Here is an 18,972-nt window from a genome sequence, read left to right as displayed (position 1 = left end):
GCCGCTTAGTCACCTCCGCCGCAGCCACCGCCGCAGCCGTCGCCACCATCGCCGTCGCTGCCGCAGCTTCCGCCAGCGCACCCGCCAGCGTCGCGCTTTCCGCTACGAGCCTTGCGCCGCTTCGACCCGTTCAACCAAGCGGCCAGCACAACCGCGACAATGCCCCAGAACAGCCAATCAGAGGCACCCTGCGTACAGGCCGCAAGCAACGGCAACACGGCCAGCGCTGCGATCATGCGAGACGTCGGCCGCGGCACGACCCAATGGGTCGCCATGTCCACCCGGCGACCGCGAACAGCGAACCGGTCCGCAGGCGTCGGCCATATGTCCGCGGGCGCCACCCCGCCGAACGTCGCCTGGTAAGCGGCGAGCGTCGCGACATAGCGATCGTGATAGCGCGCGGCCTCCGCCGTCCCGCCTTCGGTTGGGCCGTGATGCAGCGGGCGGCGCAGGATGCGACCGCAAAGTTCATCCCAGTAATGGCGCGAGTAGGAGAGGTGCAGGTGCCACGCCTGATCCACCGCGTCCGATGGCGTCACGGGTCCATTTGCCGCAAGGTAGAGGAAGCGGCGATACTCGCCCATCACGCGATCCGCCTCGCTGGCGCTCCAGCCATTCTCCCGCGCCAGCCGCTCGCTGAAGCCGAGAGCGGCGCCCGCCGGCCCGATCCGCATCGCCGCCAGCGCCTGCCAGACCGGATCGTCGCGATAGGAGCGCCGGTGGGTGACTTTCGCCGCATTCATCCCTATTTGCGCGCGATCCATGACCGAAACCGTCCTCCCCTCCCCGCCCCGCGTGGGCATGGTCTCGCTCGGCTGTCCGAAGAACCTCGTCGACAGCGAGCGCATCCTGACCAAGCTGCGCGCGGACGGCTATGCCATGTCGCCCGATTATGCCGGCGCCGATGTCGTGCTGGTAAATACGTGCGGATTTCTCGACTCCGCCAAGGAGGAGAGCCTGGAGGCGATCGGCGAGGCGATCGCGGAGAATGGCCGCGTCATCGTCACCGGCTGCATGGGGGACGAGGCTGCAGCGATCCGCGCGCGTTTCCCTCAGGTGCTCGCGATCAGCGGCGCACATCAATATGAAAGCGTCGTCGGCGCGGTGCACGAGGCGGCGCCGGTGCCGCCCTCGCCTTTTCTGGACCTGGTGCCGGAGCGGGACCTGAAGCTGACGCCGCGGCACTACAGCTATCTGAAGATCTCGGAGGGCTGCAATCACCGCTGCTCCTTCTGCATCATCCCGTCGATCCGCGGCGATCTGGTCAGCCGCCGGCCCGATGCCATCCTGCGCGAGGCGGAGAAGCTGGTGGCCGCGGGCACGCGCGAGCTGCTCGTCATCAGCCAGGATACGTCCGCTTACGGCATCGACATCCGCAACGAACCGCGCCTGTGGCAGGGCCGCGAGGTGCGCCCGCACATGACCGATCTGGCGCGGGAGCTGGGCCGGATCGCGCCATGGGTGCGGCTCCACTACGTCTATCCCTATCCGCACGTCGACCAGGTCGTGCCGCTGATGGCGGAAGGACTGGTGCTGCCCTATCTCGACATCCCCTTCCAGCATGCCGCGCCCAATGTGCTGCGCGCGATGAAGCGGCCGGCGAACGAGGCCAAGGTGCTTGAACGGCTGCGGGGCTGGCGGGCGATCTGCCCCGATATCGCGATCCGCTCCTCCTTCGTGGTCGGCTTCCCGGGCGAGACCGAGGCGGATTTCGAATATCTGCTGGATTGGCTGGACGAGGCGCAGCTCGACCGCGTCGGCGCGTTCCGCTTCGAGCCGGTCGCAGGCGCGCCCGCCAATGCGTTGCCCGATCCGGTGCCCGAGGAGATCAAGGAAGAGCGTTACGCTCGCCTGATGGAGCGCACCGCCGCCATATCGGCGGCCAAACTCCAGGCCAAGATCGGCCGCACGCTGGAGGTCATTATCGACGCCGTCGATGCGGAGTCGGGCGGCGCGACTGGCCGCTCGCAGGCGGACGCGCCCGAGATCGACGGTGAGGTCCAGCTGCGCGATGCGGGGCATCTCTCGGTCGGCGACATCGTCGCCGTCGAGGTCGAGGATGCGGACGAGCACGACCTCTACGGCGTGCCGGTGGGATCGGCGCGCTAGGCGCAGCCGTTCGCCCACCGACGGTTCAGACGAACCGCCTTGCGATCGCCAGCAGGGCGGCCAGCGCCAGTGCTCCGCCGGCGATGCTGAACAGCAGGCGTGAGGCCGACATGTCGATCTCGATCACGGCGTCGTCCGGCTGACCGGGTCGATAGCGGACAATGACCTCGCGGCCCGGCGGATAGTCGGCAGCACGCGCGCGCAACCAGTCGGGCGCGGGCGTGTCCCCTTCCGCAGACGCCATGAGCACCCGGCTCGAAAGGCGCGTGCCGACATAATCCCGGCCGTCGACGCGGTAGGCATAACGCGCATCGAGCACCCAGCGCTGGCGCACGGGTGAGCTCTTGCCCGGATTGCTGTCGTGCATGCCCCGGCGGACGACTTCGCTGGCGATGATCCGGCCGGGCACGGTTGGAAATGCCGCTACGCGCCGTTCCAGCGAGTAGACGAACGCGCCGAACCCGCCCGCGATCAGCGCGAGGCCGAGGGACAGAGCGGCCGCATAGCTCAGCCAGGTCACCTTACGATCTGCCACACGCCTCCGATCCGCGCGACATAGGGCGACAGGAACCACGGCCCACGGCCGGACATGGCGGCAAGCGCGGGCGCGCCGCCGGCTCCGGTGACATGGACGAGGCGCCCCTCCCCTTTCGGCGTCATCGCCAGTGCATTCGGATCGACCGGGCGCACCTGCCAGCGCTCGTCCATCCGCTCGCCCATGGATTCCTCGAAGTCGGCGATCATGTCCTCGGGCGTGCCTCCGTGCGCGACCGCCTGTTCGCTGATGGAGTGGCGCAGCAGATCCGTGAGCGCAGGCACGCTGCGGGCGACCAGCGCATCGTAGAGGCGCCGCATGAGCGCGGTGATCTCCGCCCGGTCGTCAGGCGTCAGCGCGGCACGCCGCTCGGCATCCAGCCATGCCCAGTGCTGGACCGGCTCGAACGCGATGTCCAATTGCGTCGCACCCGTGGTCGGAGCCTCGGCCGTGCGCTCGAACCGGGCGAGCGTCTCGCTCGCCGCGGGCGTCGCCTTGCGCAGCTGGACCATGAGGACCGGCGGCGCCGCCGAGGGTGCCGCAAGCGGGCGCCACTGGACGACCAGCCGGTTCGGCCCGGGCTGCGCCCAGGAGCCGAGACGTGCCGCGAAACGGGTCCGCTCGGCACCGTCGACAATCTCTTCCCATGCATCGTTGAAGACAAGCCGGGCCTGCAGCCCGGCCACGTCAGCATCGACGATCAGTTGAACGGCATCGGCCATGTCAGAGGGTCTTCTTCAAGGGAGGATCGAACAGCGGGCGTGGCTGGAGCAGCTGGAACTCGCGGTTCCACTCGAGCAGCTCGAAAGCGGCCGCCAGGGTGATGATGCCCTTCGCCCCGGTGAACTGCATGTTGAACTCCAGTTCGATGTTCGGGCTGTTGCGCGTGGACGTGGAGCTCGCCTTCGCCTCCACGCCGATCGTGCCCTTGATCGCTGCCTTGACTACTTTGGGGCTGCACAATTCGAGCCTGAGGGAGAAGCCGCCGCTCGCAGCACCGCCGCCTTCCACCTTCAGATCGTTCCAGGCGGTCTTGTTGTCGTGCGGCCAATATTTGCCCACAGCTGTCACGCTGAGGCCGACGCCCAGCGCGATATCCCAGAATAGGCCCGCCTCGACGCCCCACTTGCTCATGAAGCCGGGCACGAGCGTCACCGGATAGACCGGGCCGTCATACACCAGCCCGACCAGCGGATCGTAGCCGCCGCCCACCGACATCTCGTAGAAGGCCTTCCAGCTACCTTCGTCTTCCTTCCAGGCGCCGGCATAGGTGATCGCGCCGCGCAGGAGCTTCAGTGGCGAATCGGGTGCCATCGGCAGGTATTTCAGCGCGTCGGCAATCCGCTCGACGAAGCCGCTGACGTCGAACTTGCCGGAGATCTGGCCGGGCGGATAGGCGCGCACCTGGTAGGTGTCCCCGCCTGCGCACGCGTTGCCTGAAACCGAGTAGGTGTGGGGCGTGACGTTCTTCAACGAGAACAGCCCACGGATGGACGCATCGAAGGTCTTGGCAAGGAAGTCGAACGTCGCGCCCTTGCCACGGTAGGTGAAGAAGCCGTCGATCGCGTAGGACGGATGGCTGCCGCACCCGCCCGCCATCGTCATCCGGCTGGTGATCTTGTCGCCGATCGAAGCGGTGGATTTGGGCACCACCTCAAGGATCTTCTCCGCACCGGCCGTGCGACCATGCTCGCAGGTCAGCTTCATGCTCGTCAGGCGGCACGCCGGCTCCGCAGCAGGGGCCTTCTTGGGCTCCGGCGTCGGCTCGGTTGCGATCGACGCCTTCTGCGCGGGCTTGGCTGCCGGCTTCGGCTCCACTCTGACCGGCGCCGGGCGCGGCGCGGGGCGAGCGGCTGCGGCCTTGATCTTGCTCTCGACCGGCGGAGCGTTGGGCTGGATGCCCTTGGTGCCCAGCCGGGCGACGAAGCGGCCGAGCACCAGCGAATCAAGGGCGGTCAGCGCGTCGGCATAGGCATCCGCCGCCCGCTCCAGCATGCGTTCGTCATCGGCAACGATGCACTCGGCCGTGGCCTTGGCCAGCGCCTCCATCGCAGTCGGCCCTTCCCAGCGACCGGCCGAGAAGGCGAATGCCAGCAGCTCGCCGCCGCCCTTGGGCTCGGCTAGATCGAGGATCAGCGGCAGCGCGACAACCAGGTGCTTGGGCTCGAGCAGTTGCTCCATCAGGCGATCATATTTGCGCCGCATCCGCGGACGCGCGCGGGTCAGCGCTTCGCGCACCTTCTCGGCGGCGAACCAGTCACGCACATGACGGGGAACGCGGTCCCGCAGGTCGGCGCGCGGCGTCACCTCGCCGGCGCAGTCTTCGGGCAACCAGTGGAGGTCGAGACGGCGGCGGGCGACCGCCTGCTCTAGCGCACCGATCAGGCCCAGATCGCCCGCAAACCGGGGATCGACGTGCAGCCCGAGCAGGTGGAACGCACGGCGGAGATCGGACAGCCCTGTCGCGCTCGCGCGCAGCCGGATCAGCGCGCGTCCATCTCGGACGGCGAACTTGCTGCCGATCAGGCGATCGGGCAGCAGCCCTGGCGGCGTCAGCAGGATCGTCCCGCCGGGCAGGTGAATGTCTATCGGCCGGGCCATGATCCCCCTCGCGCACCGCCGGGGTGGACCATCGGAGGTCACCCGGGCGGATGCAAGTGCCTTGCGGCAGAGGGACAGGCCCCGTCAGTGCCTGGCATCACAGGCCGATGCCGGGCGTCGGCTTCAGCCCTCGCGCGCGACGCCCACCAGAGCGGGCCGCAGCAGGCGATCGCGCAACATGTAGCCGGCCTGCATCTCCTGCACGATGGTGCCGGGCTCCTGGTCGGACGGCAGCTCCACCATCGCCTGATGGCGATTGGGGTCGAGCTTCTGGCCCATCGCCTCGATCTTCGTCACGCCGTGCCGGCTGAACACGTTGTCCAGCTCCCGCCCGGTGGCGTCGAGGCCGGTGACGAGGCCCTTCATCTTCTCATCCTCGCGCAGCTCCGCCGGAATGGCGGCAAGCGCGCGGGACAGGTTGTCGGCCACGGACAGCATGTCGCGGGCGAACTTGGTGGAGGCATAAGCGGTCGCATCCGCCTTTTCGCGCTCCAGCCGGCGGCGGACATTCTGCGTCTCCGCCTGGGCGTAGAGCACGTCCTGGCGCAGCTTCTCCAGCTCCGCCTCCAGCCGGGCGGTGGCGGGCGCCTCCGCCTGCGTCTCGGGCGTTTCGGCCTCGTTCTCCGGGGTCTTGATCTCGGTATCGTCGGTCATGCCATTAATCTCGTCAGTGCCTGTGCGGTGAAATCCACCATGGGCACGACCCGGGCATAGTTCAACCGCGTCGGTCCGATCACGCCGACCACGCCGACCACCTGACCGTCCCCGCCGCGATAGGGCGCGGCGATGACGGACGAGCCGGACAGCGAGAACAGCTTGTTTTCGGAACCGATGAAGATCTTCATGCCTCGGCCGAGCCGCGCGGAATCGAGCAGGCGGGCAATTTCGGCCTTGCCCTCGATCTCGTCGAGCAGCTGGCGCACCCGCTCCAGATCGGCGGCCGCGGCAGGGTCGATCAGATTGGCGGCGCCGCGGACGATCAGCACCGGTCGGCTCGCCCCATCCTCGGACCAACGGGCGAGACCACGGCCGATCAGTTCGGCCGCTGCAGCATCCAGCGCCGCCTGCCCGCGATCGATCTCGCTATGCAGCAGCGCCTCGGCCTCGCGCAGCGTGCGGCCGGCCAGCCGGGCGTTGATGTAATTCGCCGCCTCCGTCAGCGCGGCAGGCGAGATGCCGGGCGGGAGATCGACGACGCGATTCTCCACCGTCCCGTCCGCCCCCACCAGAACGGCGATCGCCTGGTTGGGCGAGAGCGGGACGAAGGCGAATTGACGCAGCACCGGTTCGCGTGCGGGCACCAGCACGATGCCGGCGCAGGCCGAGAGGCCTGACAGGGTGGCGGAGGCCGCCGCCAGCGCGTCCTCGACCGGTCCACGCACGCGCGATTCGATCTGCGCCTGCTCCTCGGCGCTGGGCGCCGTCGCCTGCATCATGCCGTCGACGAACAGGCGCAGCCCCTGTTCGGTGGGGACGCGGCCGGCGCTCGTATGCGGGCTTTCCAGTAGGCCGAGTTCCACCAGATCCTGCATCACGTTGCGGATCGAGGCGGGCGAGAGGCTGAGCCCCGCCAGGCGCGAGATGGTGCGCGAGCCGACCGGTTGGCCCGTGCCGAGATATCCCTCCACCACCACGCGGAACACCTCGCGGGCGCGGGTCGTCAGTTCGCTGATCGGCGGCGTCGTCATTGCCGCCGGAATGTAGGGCGTCGCGGCCGGCCGCTCAATCCGCCGCGCGGCGCTGCCGCACCAGCAGCACCATCGCGATCAACGGCAGCACCCAGATGATGCGCGATTGGTAGCGGTCGAACACGCCGGAGAGGATGCCGCAGACCGCCGCATTGGCGACTACCAGCACGATCGTGCCGAGGATCAGCCCGCCCGCAAACGGATCCCGCCGCCGCCACGCCGCCCATGCCAGAACTAAGACCAGCAGCGCGGAGAGCAGCGCCACGGGCAGATGCAATCCGCGGCCCATGCCGCCGAGCCTGCCGTTTTGCTGGCGCGACGCGGCAAAGGCGGCGCTGTCGCCGAGTGCGGCGACCTGCTGCTGCACCTGCATCTCCGGTCCCCAATATTGGATGCCGTCACCCGTCCGCGCGGTAACGAGTTGGCGGGCGGTGCTGGCGATCGCCATCGGGATGATCTCACCGGATCGCGCACTCAGCGTGCGGCCGACGAGCGCCTTCTCCTCCGCCGCGAGCGCCTGCTCGTCCGCAGCGGCCAGCGCGACACGGGGCGTGTCCAGCGCCCATAGCCAGCTCTGCCCCGGCATCGGGTCGTCCTGACGATCGAACCGCTTGCGAGCGCTGCACAATCGCGGCAGCTCGCCTTGCGCGCACGCCTCGGCAAGCGGCGCCTGCGCCATTCGCTGATCGAGCAATTTGGCGAGCAGGAAGGCGTCGCTCTGCAGGGACGGCACGAACCGGCCCGCGCCCACCAGATTGAAGCTGCAAACGACCAGCAGGCCGAACATCACCGCCACCAGCGCCGCACCCGCCCCGACCGGACGGCGCCAGCGCGGCAGGCCGGCCGCCACGGCGGTCGCGGCGAAGATCGGCAGATGGCTGAGATGCGCCGCCACGCAGCCCGCCAGCGCCAGCGGCAGCGCCACCCGCTCCCACCGCGCCAGCCCATCCCAGCCGCAAACGATCAGCAGGACGATCAGTCCGCCCAAACCGGTCAGCACATCGGGCATCAGCTGGCCGGTGAACCAGGGCAGGCTCGTGCCGGCGCAAAGCATTGCGACCACCGCCGGCAGCATCCAGGCTCCCCGGATGCCAACCACCGTCAGCAGCCGGCCGATCAGCCACGCTGCGGCCAGACATTGCGCCGCAACCGCCAGCCACACGCCGCCGACGCGGACGAACGGCAGCAGCATCAGCCCGTAGGTGACCGGCCGATCGTTCGGGAAATAGAGCTCCGTGCCGATCCGCAAATAGGTGCCGCTGTCCGAGAACAGCAGCGGATAGCCGTTCGCCAGCGCCACCCACATGAGCAGCAGCGCCGACAGAAGCAGCGCGGCAATCCTGCCGCCCAAGTGCCGCGTGAGGGAGATCGCCTTGGCCATGCCGCGCCCATCGCACATCCCCGCTAAGATGCCGTGAACGCTTCCCCTCGGCAGGTGCCGGGGCTAAGGCGGCGACTTCAGACCCTCTCTTCAAGGCTTGCCTCATGCGCCCATCCGGCCGCGCTCCCGATCAGATGCGCGCGATCAGCATCGAAACCGGATTCACCCGTCACGCAGAAGGCTCGGCGCTGATCTCGTTCGGCGAGACGCGCGTGCTCGTCACCGCTTCGCTGGAAGAGCGGGTGCCACCGTTTCTGCGCGGCAAGGGCAAGGGCTGGGTCACCGCCGAATATGGCATGCTGCCCCGCGCCACGCACACGCGCGGCAGCCGTGAGGCGGCCAAGGGCAAGCAATCCGGCCGCACGCAGGAGATCCAGCGGCTGATCGGCCGGTCGCTCCGCGCGGTGACCGACCTTACGCTCCTGGGCGAGCGGCAGATCACGCTCGATTGCGACGTGATCCAGGCCGATGGCGGCACGCGCACCGCGGCAATTTCGGGCGCGTGGGTGGCACTGCGCCTGGCGGTCGACAAGCTGATCGCCTCCGGTGACATCACCGAGGATCCGATCCTCGCCCAGGTCGGCGCCATCTCCTGCGGCATCCACGAGGGCAATGCCGTGCTCGACCTCGACTATATCGAGGATTCGAACGCGCATGCCGACGCCAATTTCGTGCTGACCGGCGATGGCCGTATCGCCGAGGTGCAGGCCACCGCCGAAGGCGCGACGTTCGACGAGGAAGCGCTCCTGCGTCTCCTGCGGCTCGCCCGGATCGGCTGCGGCGAGATCTTCGCGGCGCAGCGCAAGGCGACCGGCCGGTGAGCGAGGAACTGGCGCGCGACGACGATAGCGGCCCCGATCCGGTGCCGCACCGCAAGCTTAGCCGGGGCAAGCTCGTCCTCGCCACGCACAATCCCGGCAAAGTGCGCGAGATCGGTGCGCTGCTCGCCCCGTTCGGGATCGAGACGGTGTCTGCCGGCGCGCTCGGCCTGCCCGAACCCGAGGAGACGGGCACCACCTTCGCCGCCAATGCCGAGCTGAAGGCCCGGGAAGCGGCCGATTTGTCCGGCCTGCCTTCGCTGGCCGATGACTCGGGGCTGTGCGTCGAGGCGCTCGGCGGAGATCCCGGCATCTTCTCCGCCCGCTGGGCCGGCGAGAGCAAGGATTTCGCCGTCGCCATGCAGCGCGTCCACGATCGGCTGGCGGAGCGCGGGCCCGATGCGGGGCGTGACGCGCATTTCGTCTGCGCCCTGTCGCTCTGCTGGCCCGACGGGCACATCGAGACGTTCGAGGGCCGGGTCGACGGCATGCTGGCCTGGCCGCCGCGGGGCGATCGCGGCTTCGGCTATGATCCGATGTTCGTCCGCAACGGCGATTCCGCGACCTTCGGGGAGCTGGACCCCGATCTCAAGCACAGCGTCAGCCACCGCGCCGATGCGTTCCGCAAGCTTGTCGCCGCGCTGTTCTGAGACGCGGGCGTCAGCTCGTCAGCCCGTCCACGCCCATGACGTTGCCGGCGGGCCAATAGCGGCAGACCAGCACGTCGGCCTGTGCACCTGTCGCGATGCCGCAGCCGACGCGCTTGGTGCCGCGCCAGACGATCTGCGTGTAATGGCCGACGTCGCCCCACTGCCCGGTAAGCGAGAAATCGGGCGTCCGCCCGCGCTTCCAGTTGCGCCGTTCCGAGATCCAGTGACCGACCATTTCCTCGAACCGGAACGCACCGCGCGTACCGCGCCACAGATTCTCGCCCTGCGGGTTCCAGCCGTCCTGCGCAGCATGCTCGAACCGGTTGGTACGGGCGAGGTCGAGCGCATAGGCGTCTGCATCACGCGCCAGGCGCTCATCCCATTCCAGCGCCGGCTGGCCCAGCTCTGCCCGGGCGCGATTGTGCCCCTCCAGCATGGCAGAGCGCATCGTCTCGGGCGCGCGGGGCGCCTGCGGCCACGCCGTGCGCCACTCGATCAATCGGACCGGGGCCGCCGCCGTGGTGAGCACGACCAGCACCACCGCCGCCGCCAGCTTTCGCCCGACATTTCCACTCGCCATATGCGCCTCGCAAACACTCGCCCGAGCCGCCCATGACCGCGCCGTCAGTTCAACCCGAAGCGCCGCTAGCCTTATACATTCACTGGCCGTTCTGCGTCCTTAAATGTCCTTACTGTGACTTTAACAGTCATGTCAGGACTTCCGTAGATCAGCAGCTCTGGCAGAAATCGCTTCTTGCGGATCTTGCGTATGAATCGTCGATGCTGCCCGGCCGCAAGCTCGGCTCGATCTTCTTCGGTGGCGGAACGCCGTCGCTGATGCCGCCCGCCACGGTGGCGGCTCTGATCGAGGCGGCGGACGCGCGATTCGGGCTGCTGCCCGGTGCTGAGATCACGCTGGAGGCCAATCCCTCCTCGGTCGAAGCGGCGCGCTTTGCCGATCTCGCCGCTGCCGGGGTCAATCGCGTCAGCCTCGGTCTACAGGCGCTCGACGACACCGCGCTACGCTTCCTCGGCCGCGCCCATGGACTGGCGGAAGGACTGGCAGCGCTCGACACCGCACAGGCGAGCTTCCGCCGGGTCAGTTTCGACCTGATCTATGCGCGGCCGGATCAGTCGCTTGCGGCGTGGGAGGCGGAGCTTGCCCGCGCGCTTGCCTTCGGCACCGGGCATCTTTCGCTCTATCAGCTGACGGTTGAGCCGGGCACGCGCTTCGCCACGCTCGCCGCCAAGGGCCTTCTGACGATCCCCGACGAGGATGTCGCCGCCGACCTGTTCGCAATGACCCGCGCGATGACGGAGGCCGCCGGCCTGCCCGCCTATGAGGTGTCGAACCACGCCCGTCTGGGTGAAGAGAGCCGGCACAACCTCGTCTACTGGCGGGGGCAGGATTATGCCGGGATCGGCCCCGGCGCCCATGGGCGGCGCGGGCGGGTCGCCACCGTGCGGCATCGCAAGCCGGAAAACTGGCTGACGCGGGTCGATGCGCAGGGGCATGGATTGCAAGAGGAAACCCTGCTCGACTCCAAAGAACGTGCGACCGAGGCGCTGATGATGGGCCTGCGGCTGACGGAAGGCGCCGATCTCGCCGCGATCGCCGCCACCGCAGGCGCCGCCGCCCCGCTCGACGAGACCAAGGCTGCGCGTCTGCAGTCGCTTGGCCTCGTGCGGCGGGAGGGCACGCGGCTGATCGTCACCGCCGCCGGCATGCCGGTGCTGAATGCCGTGATCGGCGAGTTGCTCGCCTAGAAGCCGCGTGGTGCGGGCGACACGGTGCTGACCTTGCCGCCGCCAACCTCGTTCACCTCCAGCGCGCGTTCGGCGATGCCGTCACGGCGGAATCGGAAGGCCCCGTCCACCCCGGCAAAGCCACCGGATTCGGTCAGCTCCCGCGCTGGGAATGGCGTGCCGACCCGCCACTCGCTGGCGATGCGTACCGTCAGCAGCACCGCATCATAGCCGAGGCTCGCCAGCCGATATGGTCCCTTGCCGTAGCGGGCGCGATATTTGGTCGAGAGCTGGCGGTACATCGTGTCCGAAACGCTGGCGAACCAAGCGCCGTTCAGCGCCGCCGACGTCGCCATGGCCGGATCCGTCTCCCACAATTCGGTGCCGAGGAGCTTTGCCTTCGCGCCGCCGCCACGCCGGACCAGCGGCGCCGCCTGGATCGCCACGCGTGCGCCATCGGCGATCAGCACGGCGTCATAAGGTTCGCGGCCCAGCCGCGCGACGGCAGCAGCGATGGCCTGCGGCTGCCGCTCATAGGTCTGCATCGCCGCGACGCTGCCGCCCGCCTGCTCCACCGCGCGGATCAGCACGGCGGAAGCGGTGCGGCCGTAGATGCCGCCGGGCACCAAACCTGCAAAGCGGGTCATGCCGCGCGAGCGCGCATAGGCCACCACCCGCTCGATCGACTGAGCGGGAGAGAAGCCCATCAGATAGGTGCCGTTGCCCGCGACCGAGGCGTCGTTGGAGAAGGCGATCACCGGTACGCCCGCCGCCCGCGCGGCAGGCGCCACTGCACGCACATCCTCCGCCAGCAGCGGTCCGAGGATCAGGCGATTGCCATCCGCCAGCGCCCGCGCCGCCGCTGCCCCCGCACCCAGCGCCGTATCGTAGGTGGTGATGCGCACCTTCGTGCCACCCGTGTCGAGCAGCGCCATGGTGGCGGCATTGGCTATGGACTGGCCCACACCCGCATTGCCGCCGGACAGCGGCACGAGCAGCGCGACGCGGTGGCGCTGCGCATCGCTCGGCAGCTGACCGGGCTGCGTCGGCTGCGGCCGTCCGGGCGGCGGCGCGCGGTCCGGCGGGGGGGCGCCGCGCGGCACGACGGTGGTACAGCCCGCCAGCGCCATGAGCGACAGCGCGCCGGCAAGCGCGCCACGCCTGCCGAAGGAGATACGCGGTTGCGGTGAGCCGTGCGGGTCTGCCATGTCATCCTCCATGCCGACCTCGACCGCGGGCGGGCTATCGCCCGGCCTCTATATCGTCGCGACGCCGATCGGCAACTTGGCCGATCTCAGCCCACGCGCTGCCGACATTCTCGCCCGTGCCGATGTGCTGGCGGTGGAGGACAGCCGCGTCACCGCCAAGCTGCTCCGCCACATCGGCGCCAAGCGGCCGATGATGCCCTATCACGATCACAATGCCGATCAGGTGCGCCCCGGCCTGATCGAGCGGCTAGGCACGCAGGCGATCGCCCTGGTGTCCGACGCCGGCACGCCGCTCATCTCCGATCCGGGCTTCAAGCTGGTCCGTGATGCCCGGGCCGCCGGCCATGCGGTGACGACCATCCCCGGTCCCTGCGCCGCGATCGCCGCCCTGACCCTGGCCGGCCTGCCGACGGACCGGTTCCTGTTCATGGGCTTCCTGCCCGCCAAGCAGGGCGCCCGCGCCGCCACGATTGCCGAGGTGGCCGCGGTGCGCACGACCCTCATCTTCTATGAAAGCGGTCCCCGCCTGCACGCCGCGCTGACCGCGCTGGCCGAAGGTCTTGGCGATCGGGACGCGGCGGTGACGCGCGAGATCAGCAAGGCCTATGAGGAAGCCGTCTGCGCGCCGCTTTCTATGCTCGCCGAGCGTTATGCGGAGACGACGCCCAAGGGCGAGATCGTGATCGTCATTGCCCCGCCCGGTGCCGCCCCGCCCCCGGACGAGGAGGATGTCGAGACCCTGCTCCGCGACGCGCTCTCCCGCCTGCCGGCCAGCAAGGCGGCGGCGGAAGTGTCCCGCGTCACTGGCGTCCCCCGTCCCGAGCTCTACGCCAAGGCGATGACCATGAAGGGAGACGCCGAATGATCCTTGCCTTGCTGCTCGCCGCCGTGGCGCAGCCTGCTCCCACCCCCGCATGGCTGGCAGGCCGCTGGGTGCCCGTCAGCGATGCCTCCGCGCAGGATGCGGAAGCGTGCGCCGGAGAGGAAGCCCGCAGCTGGCGGGCGGACGGCAGTTATGCCTCGATGCAGGAAGGCGGCGTCTGGCGGCTGACCGCGGGCAAGCTGACCGAATGGCCCTATGATGCGGAAGGCGAGCCGACCGGCGGCGCCTCACGCGTCAGCCGGCTGCAGCGGATCGCGCCCGATCGGCTGCGCTTGACCGACATCGACGGCGAACAGGTGGAGTGGCGCCGCTGCCGGTAAGCCCGCGCCGCCTCGCTGCCGAGCGGCGCGGGCGGCTGGGCGAGGATGCGGCGGCCCGGTTCCTCGAACGCGCCGGCTGGGAAATCCTCGCGCGGCGCGTGCGGACCAAGGCGGGTGAGGTCGATCTGGTCGCCGGCCGACCGGGACTGATCGCCTTCGTCGAGGTCAAGACGCGCGCGACGGCAGCGGAGCTGGATCATGCCATCGACGCCGCCCGCCTGTCCCGCGTGGCCGCCGCGGCCGAGGTGCTGGCGCCGCGTTTTGCCGGTGAGGGGCAGGATATCCGCGTCGACGTGCTGCTTGTCGCACCGGGGGAGGCAATCCGGCATATCGAGAATGCCTGGATCGGGTGACAGACCCGGCCGGAACGCCTAACCCCCGCTCCGCTCGAAGCTCATGGGCAGGAGTTTGCCGCACATGTCCCTCACCGTGGCCGTCCAGATGGACCCGATCGAGACGATCAACATCGCAGGCGATTCCACCTTCGCGATCATGCTCGGTGCGCAGAAGCGCGGGCACCGGCTGTTCCACTATCAGGCGGGTGACCTCAGCTACCGCGACGGCCGCGTCACGGCACCTGCACGCGCGCTGACGGTGCGGGCCGAGGTGGGGAACCATTTCACCTGGGACGGCGAGCCGCAGATGCTAGACCTGGGCACAGAGGCAGACGTGATCCTGATGCGTCAGGATCCGCCGTTCGATCTCGCCTACATCACGGCCACCCACCTGCTCGAGCGGATCGCGCATCAGACGCTGGTGGTGAACGATCCGGCATCGGTCAGGAACGCGCCTGAAAAGCTGTTCGTGCTCGATTATGCCGAGTTCATGCCGCCGACGCTGATCACCCGGCGGCTGGAGGATGCGCGCGCCTTCCATGCCGAGCATGGCGAGATCGTGATCAAGCCGCTTTACGGCAATGCGGGCTCCGCCGTGTTCCATGTCGGCCGCGCCGATGCGAACCTCGCCGCGCTCACCGAATTGTTCGGGCAGGTGTGGCGCGAACCGTTCATGGTGCAGGCTTTCCTGCCCGACGTGCGGCTGGGGGACAAGCGGATCGTGCTGGTCGACGGCAAGCCGACCGGCGCGGTAAACCGCCTGCCTAAGCAAGGCGAGATCCGCTCGAACCTGGCGGTCGGCGGTTCCGGCGCAGCGACCGACCTGACCGCTCGCGAGCTGGAGATCTGCGCGAAGCTGGGGCCGGAACTGGCGCGGCGTGGCCTGCTGTTCGTCGGCATCGACGTGATCGCCGGGCATCTGACCGAGATCAACGTCACCTCTCCCACCGGCATCGTCGCGATCGATCGCTTCAACGGCACCGACACGCCCGCCCTGATCTGGGACGCGATCGAGGCCAAGGTGGCGGCGCTTGCGGCAGGTACGCACGCGGCCTAATCCGCCGCACGGGGGAGCAGGCTCATGGCGGACATCACCGGAACGGCTGGCGACGACACACTGGCGGGCACGCCGCTGGACGACGTCATCCGTCCGGGCGGCGGCTTCGACACGGTCGACGGCGGCGCGGGAAACGACCGGTTGCTGGTCGACTTCAGCGCGGGCAATCTCGTGCGCGCGCGCTTTCCGTCGCACGTGACGCTCGATGCGGAGGGCTGGTCCGGCACCATCCAGTCGCGCGTCAGCGACGACGTCGTCTCCTTCTCTCGGGTCGAGCGTATCGAGGCGAGGCTCGGTGCTCGCGACGACTGGTTCTATGCCACGATCACCGGACCGGTGGCAGGCCGCAGCCTTGCCATCGATGCAGGCGGCGGCAGCTATGACAGGTTGAGCCTGCTCGCCACGGCATTGTCGAACGTGACCTTCAAGGTGGGAGCATCCGGCGGGGTCACAAACAGCTTCGGCTCTACCTTCAACGGATTTGAATCCTACGAGGTGCGGGTCGACGGCGGCACAAACGCAATCGCAACCGCAGGCGGTGCGGACGTGATTGAGGTGGGTGCGGGCACAAGCAACATCGCCAGCGGCGCGGGCGACGACACGATCGTCACTCGCGGCGGGCGTGATCGCATCGATGGCGGCGCCGGCCGCGACATCTGGGTCATAGACTATGCGGCGACCACCGAGGGCGTCAGCGTCGTCCAGAATGGATTGTACGATACGCCCTTCATCCAGGATCGCAGCTACGCCGCGGGCATCGAGACGATTGACGCGCGACTGGGCAGCGGCAACGATTTTGTTCGTCTGATCGACTCGGCGGGCTCCTCCGTCGCGAGCGGCAGCGGCGCCGACAGCTTCACCTTGTTGCGTCCGAACGGCATTACCATCGATGGCGGGGCCGGTTACGATTATGCGCGTATCGACCTCTCCGGCACCAACCGGTTCTGGGAGACCGAGCTGCATAGCGATGGCACCGGCGGCTTCGCCGGCACGATCAGCCGCTACAATGGCGTCGATCTGGCTGGGATCGAGAAGCTTTCGGTGACGCTAGCGGACGGCGTCGATCTGGTCACGATCGATGGTGCCGCGTTCGTCGCAGGCGCGCAGGTGCAGATGGATGGTGGCCTCGGCGCGGATCACCTCACGCTCAGCCTCGCCGCTTTCCCGGGAGCGCGCGCCACCGTTCGTGCAGACGGCACCATGCTGGTGGGCAAGAACCTGTTCTCCGGCTTCGAGAGCTTTCGTTTCGAGGGCAGCGCCGGCAATGACGAACTGGGCGGCGGCTTCAGCAACTATATCGACGCAGGCGCCGGCAACGACATCCTGCGCGCGGGCGCGGGCGCAGACCTGTTGTTCGGCGGTGACGGTTACGACCAGTTCTACGGGCTCGGCAGCGGTGACGAGGCGACTGGCGGCACCGGTCCGGACGTCTATTATGTGGAGGATGTGAGCGCCGGCCTGCCGATGATCCACGAGGACGTCGACGGGGGCTTTGACATGATCGTGTCGAGCGTCGGCTTCGCTCTCCCGCAGAATGTCGAGCGGCTGCGCCTGACCGGCAGTGCCGACGTCTACGGCTACGGCAGCATCGGCGCGGACCAGATCTTCGGCAATGCGGGCAACAACTTGCTGATCGGGGATGCAGGCAACGACACGATCGAGGGTGGCGACGGCATCGATTACCTGTCCGGCGGCACCGGATCGGATTCTCTGCGCGGCGGCGCAGGCACCGACGTGTTCGTGTTCGACACACTTGAGACCGCGGCCGAGCGCGACACGGTGCTCGACTTCACCCTCGGCGAGGATCGCGTGCAGCTCGATCGCAGCATCTTCTCCGCCTTTGCAGACGAGCCGCTCGGCGCGGCGCTTGGCGCGGAGAACTTCCGCCTCGGCACCCGCGCGCTCGATGCAGACGATCACGTCATCTACAACGCGGGTGTTGGCGGCCTCTTCTACGACCCGGACGGAAACGGGATCGTAGCGGCGCTGCTGATCGCGCGGTTCATTGGCAATCCGCTCCTCTCCGCGGGCGACTTCACGCTCGCCTGATCGCCCGGGGAACCACGCGCGCTCTCTCCCGCTTACCTGCGGACGCAGCGGAAGGACGGCGATGGGCGACTGGATCGGCACTCTCATCCGCGATGGCGGCTATCTGGCGGTCGCCGGCCTGATGCTGCTGGAGACGATCTTCCCGCCCGTCCCATCGGAGATCATCATGTCCTTCGCTGGCGTTCAGGCGGGCAAGGGCGAATTGTCGCTGCCTGGGGCCATCGCGGCGGGCGTGATCGGCGCGATGATCGGGAATCTGGCCTGGTATCTGGTCGCGCGGCGACTGGGTGTGGATCGGTTCAAGCGCCTCGTCCGCCGGCATGGCCGCTGGCTGACCTTGCAGGAGAAGGAGGTGGACCGCGCGGACCGCTTCTTCGATCGCTGGAACCGCTGGTTCGTCTGCCTCGGCCGGCTGGTGCCCACCGTCCGCTCGCTCGTGTCGATCCCGGCGGGCCTGTTCGAGATGCCGCTGGCGTCGTTTCTGGTCTGGTCGACGCTTGGCACCACCGGCTGGACGGCGGCGCTTGCTTATGCCGGGCATGCCCTTGGCGAGCGTTACGGCGACATCGATCGCTGGCTCGGCCCGATCTCGAACGGCATCCTGGTCGCGCTGCTGGTCGTCTATGTGTGGCGCGTGATCCGGTGGCGGAAAGCCTGACGCTTCAACCGCGGGGATGCGCCGCGCGATAGACGTCGAGCAGATGCGCCGCATCGACCGCGGTGTAGACCTGCGTCGACGACAGGCTGGCATGGCCGAGCAGCTCCTGTAACGCGCGCAGATCCGCGCCCCGGCCGAGCAGGTGCGTGGCGAAACTGTGCCGGAGCGCATGCGGCGTCGTGCGCGCGTCCAGCCCCAGCTGCGCACGCGCCAACCGCACCGCGCGGCGGACCAGATCGGCCGACAACGGACCGCCCTTGGCGCCCCTGAACAGGGGCAAACCCCGCCCGGCTGGCCAAGGGCAGAGCGCGAGATAGGCTTCGATCGCAGCCCGCACCGGCGCGATCAGCGGCACGATGCGCGTCTTCGCGCGCTTGCCCGTGACGACCAGCGTCTCGCCCAGCGGCAAAGCCGCGCCGGTCAGCGCCATGGCCTCCCCGACGCGGAGCCCGGCACCGTAGAGCAGCAGCAGCACCGCCCGGTCGCGCGCCGCAATCCACGGTTCGTCCTGCGCATCGGAGACGAGATCCGCGAGACCCACCACATCCGCCGGCGCCACCGGCCGCGGTACGCCCCGCTTGACCCGTGGGCCACGCAGGCGCGGCACGGCGGCCGTGCCGCCGCCGGCAAAAGCCACGAAGCCGCGCGCCGCCGAAAGCTCGCGCGCGGCCGAACTGTTGCCGAGCCCTTCATTCCGCCGCGCTGCCAGGAAGGCACGAAGGTCGGCCGCCTCCAATGTGCCGAGCATGGCTGCATCCACCAGCGCGCCGCGATGATGGCCGAGGAACACGATCAGCCGGTGCGCCGTGGCGACATAGGCACGCACCGTGTGCGCCGACCGTCGCCGGTCCCGCGCCAGATGCCGCCCCCAATCGTCGGCCAGCATCCGCGCGGGATGATCGTGCAGCATGTCGCGTTCGCCTAGGACGCGCCT

Annotated in this window: 20 protein-coding genes; 10 read left to right on the top strand and 10 right to left on the bottom strand. The window is 68.9% G+C overall.

What is annotated here, in order from left to right; all coding sequences use genetic code 11:
* Positions 1 to 5 precede the first annotated feature (5 nt).
* Positions 6 to 743 carry a glycine-rich domain-containing protein gene (locus BM360_RS01405; RefSeq protein ID WP_093309631.1) on the bottom strand — a complete coding sequence of 246 codons (738 nt, stop codon included), beginning with the start codon at positions 741 to 743 and terminating at the stop codon, positions 6 to 8.
* 19 nt (positions 744 to 762) lie between these two features.
* Here BM360_RS01405 and rimO point away from each other — a divergent pair, with 19 nt between their 5' ends.
* Positions 763 to 2,109, top strand: a complete 1,347-nt coding sequence (gene rimO / locus BM360_RS01400) for a 30S ribosomal protein S12 methylthiotransferase RimO (protein ID WP_093309629.1) — start codon at positions 763 to 765, stop codon at positions 2,107 to 2,109.
* A 25-nt stretch (positions 2,110 to 2,134) separates the two neighbouring features.
* Here rimO and BM360_RS01395 read toward each other — a convergent pair whose 3' ends face one another.
* From BM360_RS01395 to BM360_RS01375, 6 genes are all read right to left on the bottom strand, one after another.
* The gene (locus BM360_RS01395) at positions 2,135 to 2,629 is read right to left on the bottom strand and encodes a DUF3592 domain-containing protein (RefSeq protein ID WP_165611169.1); all 495 of its coding nucleotides are present in this window, start codon (positions 2,627 to 2,629) and stop codon (positions 2,135 to 2,137) included.
* Positions 2,626 to 3,366, bottom strand: coding sequence for a hypothetical protein (locus tag BM360_RS19430; protein ID WP_165611168.1), 741 nt, complete (start codon positions 3,364 to 3,366; stop codon positions 2,626 to 2,628). Before BM360_RS19430 ends, BM360_RS01395 begins: the two co-directional genes overlap by 4 nt.
* 1 nt (position 3,367) lies before the next feature.
* A complete protein-coding gene (locus BM360_RS01390; protein WP_093309624.1) occupies positions 3,368 to 5,245 on the bottom strand; it encodes a hypothetical protein in 1,878 nt (625 codons plus the stop codon).
* Between the two features lie 123 nt (positions 5,246 to 5,368).
* Positions 5,369 to 5,899 (bottom strand): nucleotide exchange factor GrpE, encoded by a 531-nt coding sequence (gene grpE / locus BM360_RS01385; protein WP_093309620.1) that lies wholly within the window; start codon positions 5,897 to 5,899, stop codon positions 5,369 to 5,371.
* On the bottom strand, positions 5,896 to 6,933 hold the full coding sequence (hrcA, locus tag BM360_RS01380; RefSeq protein ID WP_093309617.1) for a heat-inducible transcriptional repressor HrcA: 1,038 nt from the start codon (positions 6,931 to 6,933) through the stop codon (positions 5,896 to 5,898). The genes grpE and hrcA overlap by 4 nt, the downstream gene beginning before the upstream one ends.
* 34 nt (positions 6,934 to 6,967) lie before the next feature.
* Positions 6,968 to 8,314 (bottom strand): hypothetical protein, encoded by a 1,347-nt coding sequence (locus tag BM360_RS01375; protein ID WP_131819148.1) that lies wholly within the window; start codon positions 8,312 to 8,314, stop codon positions 6,968 to 6,970.
* Between the two features lie 104 nt (positions 8,315 to 8,418).
* Between BM360_RS01375 and rph the strand changes: the two genes are divergently transcribed.
* Complete coding sequence (rph, locus tag BM360_RS01370) at positions 8,419 to 9,135, top strand: ribonuclease PH (protein WP_093309607.1); 717 nt, start codon at positions 8,419 to 8,421, stop codon at positions 9,133 to 9,135.
* The gene (gene rdgB, locus BM360_RS01365) at positions 9,132 to 9,782 is read left to right on the top strand and encodes an RdgB/HAM1 family non-canonical purine NTP pyrophosphatase (protein ID WP_242653249.1); all 651 of its coding nucleotides are present in this window, start codon (positions 9,132 to 9,134) and stop codon (positions 9,780 to 9,782) included. The genes rph and rdgB overlap by 4 nt, the downstream gene beginning before the upstream one ends.
* A gap of 10 nt (positions 9,783 to 9,792) precedes the next feature.
* On the opposite strand, the gene BM360_RS01360 is transcribed toward rdgB, so the two are convergent.
* On the bottom strand, positions 9,793 to 10,362 hold the full coding sequence (locus BM360_RS01360; RefSeq protein ID WP_093309606.1) for a CAP domain-containing protein: 570 nt from the start codon (positions 10,360 to 10,362) through the stop codon (positions 9,793 to 9,795).
* Positions 10,363 to 10,394: 32 nt separating this feature from the next.
* On the opposite strand from BM360_RS01360, the gene hemW reads away from it, so the two are divergent.
* The gene (gene hemW, locus BM360_RS01355) at positions 10,395 to 11,549 is read left to right on the top strand and encodes a radical SAM family heme chaperone HemW (protein ID WP_093309604.1); all 1,155 of its coding nucleotides are present in this window, start codon (positions 10,395 to 10,397) and stop codon (positions 11,547 to 11,549) included.
* Here hemW and BM360_RS01350 read toward each other — a convergent pair.
* Positions 11,546 to 12,736 carry a penicillin-binding protein activator gene (locus tag BM360_RS01350; RefSeq protein ID WP_093313556.1) on the bottom strand — a complete coding sequence of 397 codons (1,191 nt, stop codon included), beginning with the start codon at positions 12,734 to 12,736 and terminating at the stop codon, positions 11,546 to 11,548. The genes hemW and BM360_RS01350 overlap by 4 nt on opposite strands.
* Positions 12,737 to 12,746: 10 nt before the next feature.
* On the opposite strand from BM360_RS01350, the gene rsmI reads away from it, so the two are divergent.
* The 6 genes from rsmI (at position 12,747) to BM360_RS01320 (ending at position 18,038) form a co-directional block, all read left to right on the top strand.
* The gene (gene rsmI / locus BM360_RS01345; RefSeq protein WP_093309601.1) at positions 12,747 to 13,601 is read left to right on the top strand and encodes a 16S rRNA (cytidine(1402)-2'-O)-methyltransferase; all 855 of its coding nucleotides are present in this window, start codon (positions 12,747 to 12,749) and stop codon (positions 13,599 to 13,601) included.
* Complete coding sequence (locus BM360_RS01340; protein ID WP_093309598.1) at positions 13,598 to 13,939, top strand: hypothetical protein; 342 nt, start codon at positions 13,598 to 13,600, stop codon at positions 13,937 to 13,939. The genes rsmI and BM360_RS01340 overlap by 4 nt, the downstream gene beginning before the upstream one ends.
* Positions 13,921 to 14,292: a YraN family protein gene (locus BM360_RS01335; RefSeq protein WP_242653248.1), complete on the top strand. Its 372-nt coding sequence runs from the start codon at positions 13,921 to 13,923 to the stop codon at positions 14,290 to 14,292. The genes BM360_RS01340 and BM360_RS01335 overlap by 19 nt, the downstream gene beginning before the upstream one ends.
* Positions 14,293 to 14,356: 64 nt before the next feature.
* Complete coding sequence (gshB, locus tag BM360_RS01330) at positions 14,357 to 15,331, top strand: glutathione synthase (protein ID WP_093309596.1); 975 nt, start codon at positions 14,357 to 14,359, stop codon at positions 15,329 to 15,331.
* Between the two features lie 24 nt (positions 15,332 to 15,355).
* A complete protein-coding gene (locus BM360_RS01325; protein ID WP_093309593.1) occupies positions 15,356 to 17,380 on the top strand; it encodes a calcium-binding protein in 2,025 nt (674 codons plus the stop codon).
* A gap of 61 nt (positions 17,381 to 17,441) precedes the next feature.
* Entirely contained in the window at positions 17,442 to 18,038 is a 597-nt protein-coding gene (locus tag BM360_RS01320; RefSeq protein WP_093309591.1) for a DedA family protein, read from the top strand.
* A gap of 4 nt (positions 18,039 to 18,042) precedes the next feature.
* On the opposite strand, the gene BM360_RS01315 is transcribed toward BM360_RS01320, so the two are convergent.
* Complete coding sequence (locus tag BM360_RS01315; RefSeq protein WP_242653247.1) at positions 18,043 to 18,948, bottom strand: tyrosine recombinase XerC; 906 nt, start codon at positions 18,946 to 18,948, stop codon at positions 18,043 to 18,045.
* Positions 18,949 to 18,972 lie beyond the last annotated feature (24 nt).

Source organism: Sphingomonas jatrophae, assembly GCF_900113315.1.
In the GTDB taxonomy this organism is placed as follows: Bacteria; Pseudomonadota; Alphaproteobacteria; order Sphingomonadales; family Sphingomonadaceae; genus Sphingomonas_P; species Sphingomonas_P jatrophae.
The sequence above is the reverse complement of the archived record's forward strand: the minus strand, read 5'-3'. Positions and strand labels throughout refer to the sequence as shown.